This is a genomic window from Gemmatimonas sp. (assembly GCF_044345575.1).
Lineage (GTDB): Bacteria > Gemmatimonadota > Gemmatimonadetes > Gemmatimonadales > Gemmatimonadaceae > Gemmatimonas.
The window spans coordinates 21,449-27,820 of the sequence record NZ_JBIJAW010000010.1; the positions used below are offsets into that span (position 1 = coordinate 21,449).

Consider the following 6,372-nt stretch of genomic DNA (forward strand, 5'->3'; position numbering starts at 1 on the left):
CGCTTCTATCCAGGCTCGTTTCTCATGCTCGCCGTTCGACGCTCACGCGCGAGTCTCGGGTCTCAGATCTCAGAGCCGCTCAACGAGAAACTCCGGCGTCAGCGGTTGCAGTACCGCCGCCAGCCGCTCGAACCACCCCGTGAACATCAAGACGCCCACGATCACGAGCAGGATGCCCGCGATACGGTTCACGCGGCCGATGTTGTGCTTGAACTTCTGGAAGAAGCCCAGGAAGCGTTCGATGGCGAGCGCACTGAGCAGGAACGGTACGGCAAGGCCGAGCGAATAGGCCGTCAGCAGTACGATCCCCTTCGACAGCTCCGTTTCGTTGGCCGCCAACAGCAGGATCGCCCCGAGCGTGGGCCCGAGACACGGCGTCCAGCCGGCGCCGAAGGCGATGCCTACGAACACGGTGCCGAGGTAGCCGAGGGGCTTGTCGCTGAGGTGCATGCGTCGTTCCTGCTGCAACGCGCCCACCTTGATGATGTCGAGCATCCAGAGCCCCATCAGCACCATCATCACGCCGCCGATGCGGGCAATCCACGCGCGATACTCCCGTAGTAGCTGCCCGAAGGCGCTGGCCCCCGCGCCGAGTGCCACGAAGATGAACGTGAAGCCCAGCACGAACAGAAACGCGTGGATGAGCGCTGTGCGGCGGGCCCGCGTCACATCGTCGAGCCCCATACCCGTGATGAACGTGAGGTAGCTGGGCACGAGCGGTAGCACGCAGGGGCTCAGGAAGCTGAGCAGCCCAGCGGTAAACGCCACGAGAACGGTGAGCGATTCAGGAGCCACTGTATGACCCGGAGGGGCGGCCGCGGCGGCAGTCGCCGCAGAGACCGTAGATGACCAGACGATGACGCTGGCGGGAGAAGTCATGCGCATCGGCCAGCAACTGCGTCATGCGCTCGAGCCGCTCGTCGCGGAACTCGGTGACCCGCCCGCACGCCGTGCACAGCAGATGTTCGTGATGCGGCACACCGCGGGCTGCTTCGTAGCGCTTGAACCCTTCACCGAAATCGCGCTCCACCACGAGGCCGCTGCGCACCAGCACCTCGAGGGTGCGATACACGGTCGCCGTGCCTGCACTGGCGCCGCGGTCCCGCAACTCCCGGGCGACGTCCTCGGCCGAGAGATGACGATCGGTCCCCAAGACGACGTCGGCGATCGCCAATCGTTGCGCCGTGGCGGGCAGGTTGTGATCGCGCAGGTAGGCGCGAAACGCTTCCTTGTCCGCCTGGATGGCCGCGTCGTCGGAGGTGTGACTCACGCGGGGTAAGGGATGCGCAACGCCCGCGCGATCTGCGCGCCGCTGTAGCGCACGATCTCCGACTCTTCGCCGGCGCGACGCTGCACGCCACGCACGACGGTCTCAACGGTGACAAGGGGCGCGTCGGCCTCGTCCTTGATGTTCGACTCCCACTTGCCGCGCTCGGGCCCCTTGATGACGTAGCGGTAGCGCGCCGTGTACACCGTGTGGCGGACCGGTCGCTCGGCCGTCACGGTCGGCACCTCACTCACCGCCTCAGCCTCATCGCTCTCATCGGCCGATGCCTCCACGAGGGGCTGCTCGACGACGGACACATCTTCGTCGTCGTCACCCGCGTCGGCCACGACCTCGAGTTCCTCGGTCGGGACCTCCGCCTCCGGCGCGTCCGCGTCTAGCGCTTCTACGGCTAGCGCTTCTACGGCTGGCGCTTCTACGGCTGGCGCTTCTACGTCCGCCGTTTCTACGCGCTCCACCGCCTCGCTCGCCTCTTCCACGAACGGCAACTCCGGCTCACCCGCGGGCTCCTCGACCACTGCGAGCGGTACCCGCGCCGCCAGCACGGCGATGCCGGTTTCCAGCGTGCCCTGCCGCAACGGCGAGAAGAGATGCAGCTCTTCGATGAGCTCAACCGGGACCGTCGCCACCACCGCACGCAGGAAGCGCTCAGTCACTTCGGAGACCGGCGCGTCAGCGCGATCGGGGATCACCCGGACAGGCGCCGCCTCGAGCGCGGGGGAGTCCTGTGGGGCGGGCGACTGGTCGTCGGGAACGGCGGGAACCGGTGCGGTCATTGGAGCCTGTGCGGGTGAGACACGACGCCCGGTGGAGAACGACTACACCGGAACCTGTGAAAGATCACCGGCGCCCGTGGGCCGGAACAAGGCGCAGCGGGGGTTGCGTTTACCCGCAGAGCCTGTATCTTAGTTCTTGATCATTGCCTGTCCAACCATCGTCCGGACAGAATCTGTTGGGAGGTCATGTCCGACCCCCGGCCTTCACCGCCGCACCAATTCAGGGGAATTCATGTTCACTGCCCGTCGTCTGGCCGCCGCGTTGGCGCTGCCCATGATCGTTGCCGCCCGCCCGCTCCCGGAAGCCAAGCCGCATGTCATCGACAAGGCGCACAGCGAGATCAACTTCGTGGCCGACTCGCGCATGCTCAGTGCCCACGGGTTCTTCGGCAAGTGGGATGCCGATGTGAAGCTCGACGCGACCAAGTACGAGAACTCGACGATCTCCCTCACCATCGACGCATCGAGCATCAACACCCGCGTCGACATGCGCGACAATCACCTGCGCGGCCCCGACTTCTTCGACGTGGCCAAGTTCCCCACGATCACCTTCAAGAGCACCGGCGTGAAGCAGACCGCCGCCAACAAGCTCGAGATCACCGGTGACCTCACGGTGAAGGGCGTAACCAAGAAGATCGTCGTGCCTGCCTCGGTCATGTTCTACGACAAGGGCGTCGGTCGATTCCGCGGGACGCTCACCGTCCTGCGCAAGGACTTCGGCGTGAGCTACGATCCCGCCGTGAACCCCATCGAGAACGAAGTGCAGGTGCAGTGGGACATCGCCCTCAAGGAACCCGCCCCCGCGAAGTAATCAGCGGTAGTCCCCGCAGCGCGCAGCGCCTGGGGGAAGAAAATCCCCCGGCGCAACGCGCCCGGGGGGAAGGAAATCGCCCCCGGCGCAACGCGCCCGGGGGCGTTTTCCATATCCCCTCACCTCTCACTTCGAGATCGCTCAACTCTCACTTCTATCCGGGCTCACCTCTCACGCTCACCCGTCAACTCTCCCGCTCACCTCTCGGATCTCACTGCTCACCGTCTCGCAGCCGCAACGATGCCGTTCGCCGCTTCGACCAGCTTCGCGCTCTCCTGCACCAGCGAGATCCGGAACTTCCCCCGTCCCGCGTCCCCGAACGCCATGCCCGGCGTCACCACCACGCCCGCGCGTTCGATGAGCGCATCCACCCACCCCCAGTCATCGAAGCCCTGCGGCACGTCCAACCACAGGTACATCGTGGCGCGCGGCGCTTCCACCGCCCACCCGCCCGCGTTGAACGCCGCCGCCATCGCATCACGACGCGCCCGGTACTCCGCCACGATGGGAGGCACAATCTCCGCGTGATGCGTGAACGCCGCCGCACCCGCCACCTGCGAGAGCGTACTCACGCCGTACCCGATGTTCGACCGGTACATATCGAGCTGCGCAATGGCTTCCGACTTACCCACCACGAAGGCCGCGCGCACGCCGGCCATGTTGAAGCTCTTGCTGCACGTGTGCGTCTCCACCGCCACCCGCTCGGCGCCCGGCACCTGCAGCACGCTCGGCACCGCGAACCCGTCGAATGACAGCTCGCTGTACGCCAGGTCGCTGAGCAGCAGAATGCCATGCCGCTCCGCGAACGCCACATAGCGCGCCAGTTCGTCCACCGTGACGGACGTCGTCGTGGGATTGCCCGGATAGTTCACGATCATCACCGTCGCGCGCGCGACCGCCGCGGCGTCGAGGGCATCGAGATCGAGACGGCCGTCGGGGAGAAACGGCATGAACACCGGCTCGGCGCCGGCGAGCATCGTAGCGCGGGCGTATACCGGGTAGTAGACCTCGGGGACGAGCACCACGTCGCCGGGATTCGTGTGCGACAGAATCAGTTCAGCGATCCCTTCCTTCGAGCCCGCGAGCGCGTGCATCTGCGCGACGGGATCGATGGTGACGCCGAAGCGTGCGTGCAGATACGCCGCCACCGCGTCGCGGTACGCTGGGTGCGCCCGGAAGTACGGATAGCCGCTGAGCGCACGATCAGCGGCCGCCCGCTGCATCGCCTCCACGACAACCGGCGGAATCGGGCCATCGGGGCTACCGATGCCGACATCGATGAGCTGCTGTCCGCGAGCACGCGCCGCCACGCGGCGATCGTCGAGCTCGTAGAAGACGTACGGCGGAATCGCCGAGAGTGAGGTGCGCGACATGGCTGAAAACTACATCGGGCGGGCCGTGCGCACGGCCCCCGTGGCCTTACCGCGGCCGCCTGTCGATCACCCGTCGCGCCTTGCCGGTGGACCGTTCGATGCCGTCCGGCCCCAACACCTCCACGCGACAGCTCACCCCGATCATCGCCTTGATGTGATGCTGCAGGTCGCGTCCCAGGCGCTCGGTGTCGGCAGTGCCATAGGCAGGGAGCAGTTCGCAGCGCACCAGCACCGCATCGAGCACCCCCTCACGCGACACTTCGATCTGATAATGCCCCGACAGCATCGGCTGCTGCAGCACCAGTTCTTCCACCTGTGTGGGGAACATGTTGACCCCGCGAATGATCAGCATGTCGTCACTGCGACCCACGATCTTCCCCATGCGGCGCATGCTGCGTGCGGTGGGGGGAAGCAGCCGGGTGAGATCACGCGTGCGATAGCGGATGACCGGCAGCGCTTCCTTGCTGAGTGAGGTGAATACCAACTCGCCCTCACTGCCATCCGGGAGCACAGCGCCGGTCTCCGGGTCGATGATCTCGGGAAAGAAATGATCCTCCCAGATGACCGGGCCGTCCTGCGTTTCCACGCATTCGCACGCCACGCCGGGGCCCATGACTTCGGAGAGTCCGTAGATGTCCACCGCCTTGAGGCCCGCCGCACGCTCGATGTCGGCACGCATCGCCTCCGTCCATGGTTCGGCGCCGAAGATCCCCACCTGCACCGACATCGCCGCCGGGTCCTTCCCCTGCCGACGGAACTCCTCGATGATCACCTGCATGTAGCTGGGCGTGACCATGATGATGTCGGGACGGAGATCCTCAATGAGCTGCACCTGCTTCTCCGTTTGCCCGCCGCTCATGGGTACCACCGTGCAGCCGAGCCGCTCCGCACCGTAGTGAGCGCCGAGTCCGCCCGTAAAGAGGCCATAACCGTACGACACGTGCACCATGTCGCCACGTCGCCCACCAGCCGCACGAATGCTGCGCGCGACGAGATCAGCCCACGTATCGATGTCGCGCTGCGTATACGCCACCACTGTGGGTTTACCCGTGGTCCCCGACGATGCGTGCACGCGCGCCACCTGCTCCCGCGGCACCGCGCACAGTCCCAAGGGATAGTGCCGGCGCAGGTCATCCTTGGTCGTGAACGGAAACTGCGCGAGATCGGCCAGGGAGCGGCAGTCGCTCGGGTGCACACCCTTCGCGTCAAATGCCTCGCGATAGTGCGGCACATGGTCGTAAGCATGCTGCAATGACCACCGCAGCCGCTCGAGCTGCAGCGCCTGCAATTCATCACGACTGGCGCGCTCGATCGGCTCGAGGTCGACGGGCGTTGGCGTGAAGACAGGCATCTGTAAATCCGGGGGTCGGGGTAAAGGCGCGATGGGTGGGAACAGCTACAGCAAACTCACCGGATCCCGGTCCACCACCAGCCGCAGCTCCGAATCTCCGGGCACCGGACACCGCTCGGCGATGTAGCGCGACACGCGCGTCATGAGCTTGGGCTGTGAGCTCTTGAGCAGAAAGTGCCAGCGCCAGCGATCCTTGATGCGGTCGATGGGACACGGCGCGGGACCCACGAGCACCAGGTCGCGCAGCCCCCGATTGCGCATCAGTTGCGTGACCCATTCGGCCGCCGCTGTGGCCGCCGCTGCAGTAGCCTCCTGATGCACGCCGCTCACGATCACATTGGCGATGTGCACGAACGGGGGATACGCCGGACTGCGTCGGGCACCAAGCTCCTCGCGCACGAAGCCGAGGTAGTCATGCGTGAGCGCATGGCGCACCGCATGCGCATTGGGCATGCGCGTCTGTACGATGACTTCCCCGCCCTTCGCGCCGCGCCCGGCCCGCCCGGCCACCTGACTGAGCAGCTGAAACGTACGCTCCGAGGCACGGAAATCCGGCAGGTTGAGCCCCGTGTCGGCATCCACCACCCCCACCAGCGTCACGTTGGGAAAATCGAGGCCCTTGGCGATCATCTGCGTGCCCAGCAGGATATCCACTTCGTGCCGCGCCACGCGATCGAGGATTTGTGTGTGCGCCCACTTCCCGCTGGTGGTGTCCACGTCCATGCGCGCGATGCGCGCTTCTGGGAAGCGCTCAGCGATGAGCTTCTCCACCTGCT

The 6,372-nt window shown here is 66.0% G+C and carries 7 protein-coding genes; 1 reads left to right on the top strand and 6 read right to left on the bottom strand.

Translation table 11 applies throughout. From position 1 onward, the window contains the following. Positions 1-69: 69 nt before the first annotated feature. Genes ACIQ6O_RS01585 through ACIQ6O_RS01595 form a run of 3 tightly spaced genes read right to left on the bottom strand, consistent with a single transcriptional unit; the run spans position 70 to position 2,061 of the window. Positions 70-768: a cytochrome c biogenesis CcdA family protein gene (locus tag ACIQ6O_RS01585; RefSeq protein WP_396206010.1), complete on the bottom strand. Its 699-nt coding sequence runs from the start codon at positions 766-768 to the stop codon at positions 70-72. A gap of 16 nt (positions 769-784) precedes the next feature. Further along, positions 785-1,270 (bottom strand): Fur family transcriptional regulator, encoded by a 486-nt coding sequence (locus ACIQ6O_RS01590; RefSeq protein WP_396206011.1) that lies wholly within the window; start codon positions 1,268-1,270, stop codon positions 785-787. Further along, positions 1,267-2,061 (bottom strand): hypothetical protein, encoded by a 795-nt coding sequence (locus tag ACIQ6O_RS01595; protein ID WP_396206012.1) that lies wholly within the window; start codon positions 2,059-2,061, stop codon positions 1,267-1,269. The genes ACIQ6O_RS01590 and ACIQ6O_RS01595 overlap by 4 nt, the downstream gene beginning before the upstream one ends. Before the next feature lie 232 nt (positions 2,062-2,293). Here ACIQ6O_RS01595 and ACIQ6O_RS01600 point away from each other — a divergent pair, with 232 nt between their 5' ends. Then, a complete protein-coding gene (locus ACIQ6O_RS01600; protein WP_396206013.1) occupies positions 2,294-2,872 on the top strand; it encodes a YceI family protein in 579 nt (192 codons plus the stop codon). A gap of 218 nt (positions 2,873-3,090) precedes the next feature. Here the strand turns inward: ACIQ6O_RS01600 and ACIQ6O_RS01605 are convergent, their stop codons facing one another. The 3 genes from ACIQ6O_RS01605 to priA all read right to left on the bottom strand — a co-directional run. Beyond that, on the bottom strand, positions 3,091-4,245 hold the full coding sequence (locus ACIQ6O_RS01605; protein WP_396206014.1) for an aminotransferase class I/II-fold pyridoxal phosphate-dependent enzyme: 1,155 nt from the start codon (positions 4,243-4,245) through the stop codon (positions 3,091-3,093). Positions 4,246-4,291: 46 nt separating this feature from the next. After that, entirely contained in the window at positions 4,292-5,596 is a 1,305-nt protein-coding gene (gene paaK / locus ACIQ6O_RS01610; RefSeq protein WP_396206015.1) for a phenylacetate--CoA ligase PaaK, read from the bottom strand. Between the two features lie 45 nt (positions 5,597-5,641). Next, the coding region (gene priA, locus ACIQ6O_RS01615) for a primosomal protein N' (protein WP_396206016.1) at positions 5,642-6,372 on the bottom strand (731 nt) is incomplete at its 5' end.

Excerpts from the sequence above, each read along its gene's own strand:
- ACIQ6O_RS01595 (WP_396206012.1), bottom strand. The coding sequence starts at position 2,061 with ATGACCGCACCGGTTCCCGCCGTTCCCGACGACCAGTCGCCCGCCCCA.
- ACIQ6O_RS01600 (WP_396206013.1), top strand. The coding sequence starts at position 2,294 with ATGTTCACTGCCCGTCGTCTGGCCGCCGCGTTGGCGCTGCCCATGATC.
- paaK (WP_396206015.1), bottom strand. The coding sequence starts at position 5,596 with ATGCCTGTCTTCACGCCAACGCCCGTCGACCTCGAGCCGATCGAGCGC.
- ACIQ6O_RS01605 (WP_396206014.1), bottom strand. The coding sequence starts at position 4,245 with ATGTCGCGCACCTCACTCTCGGCGATTCCGCCGTACGTCTTCTACGAG.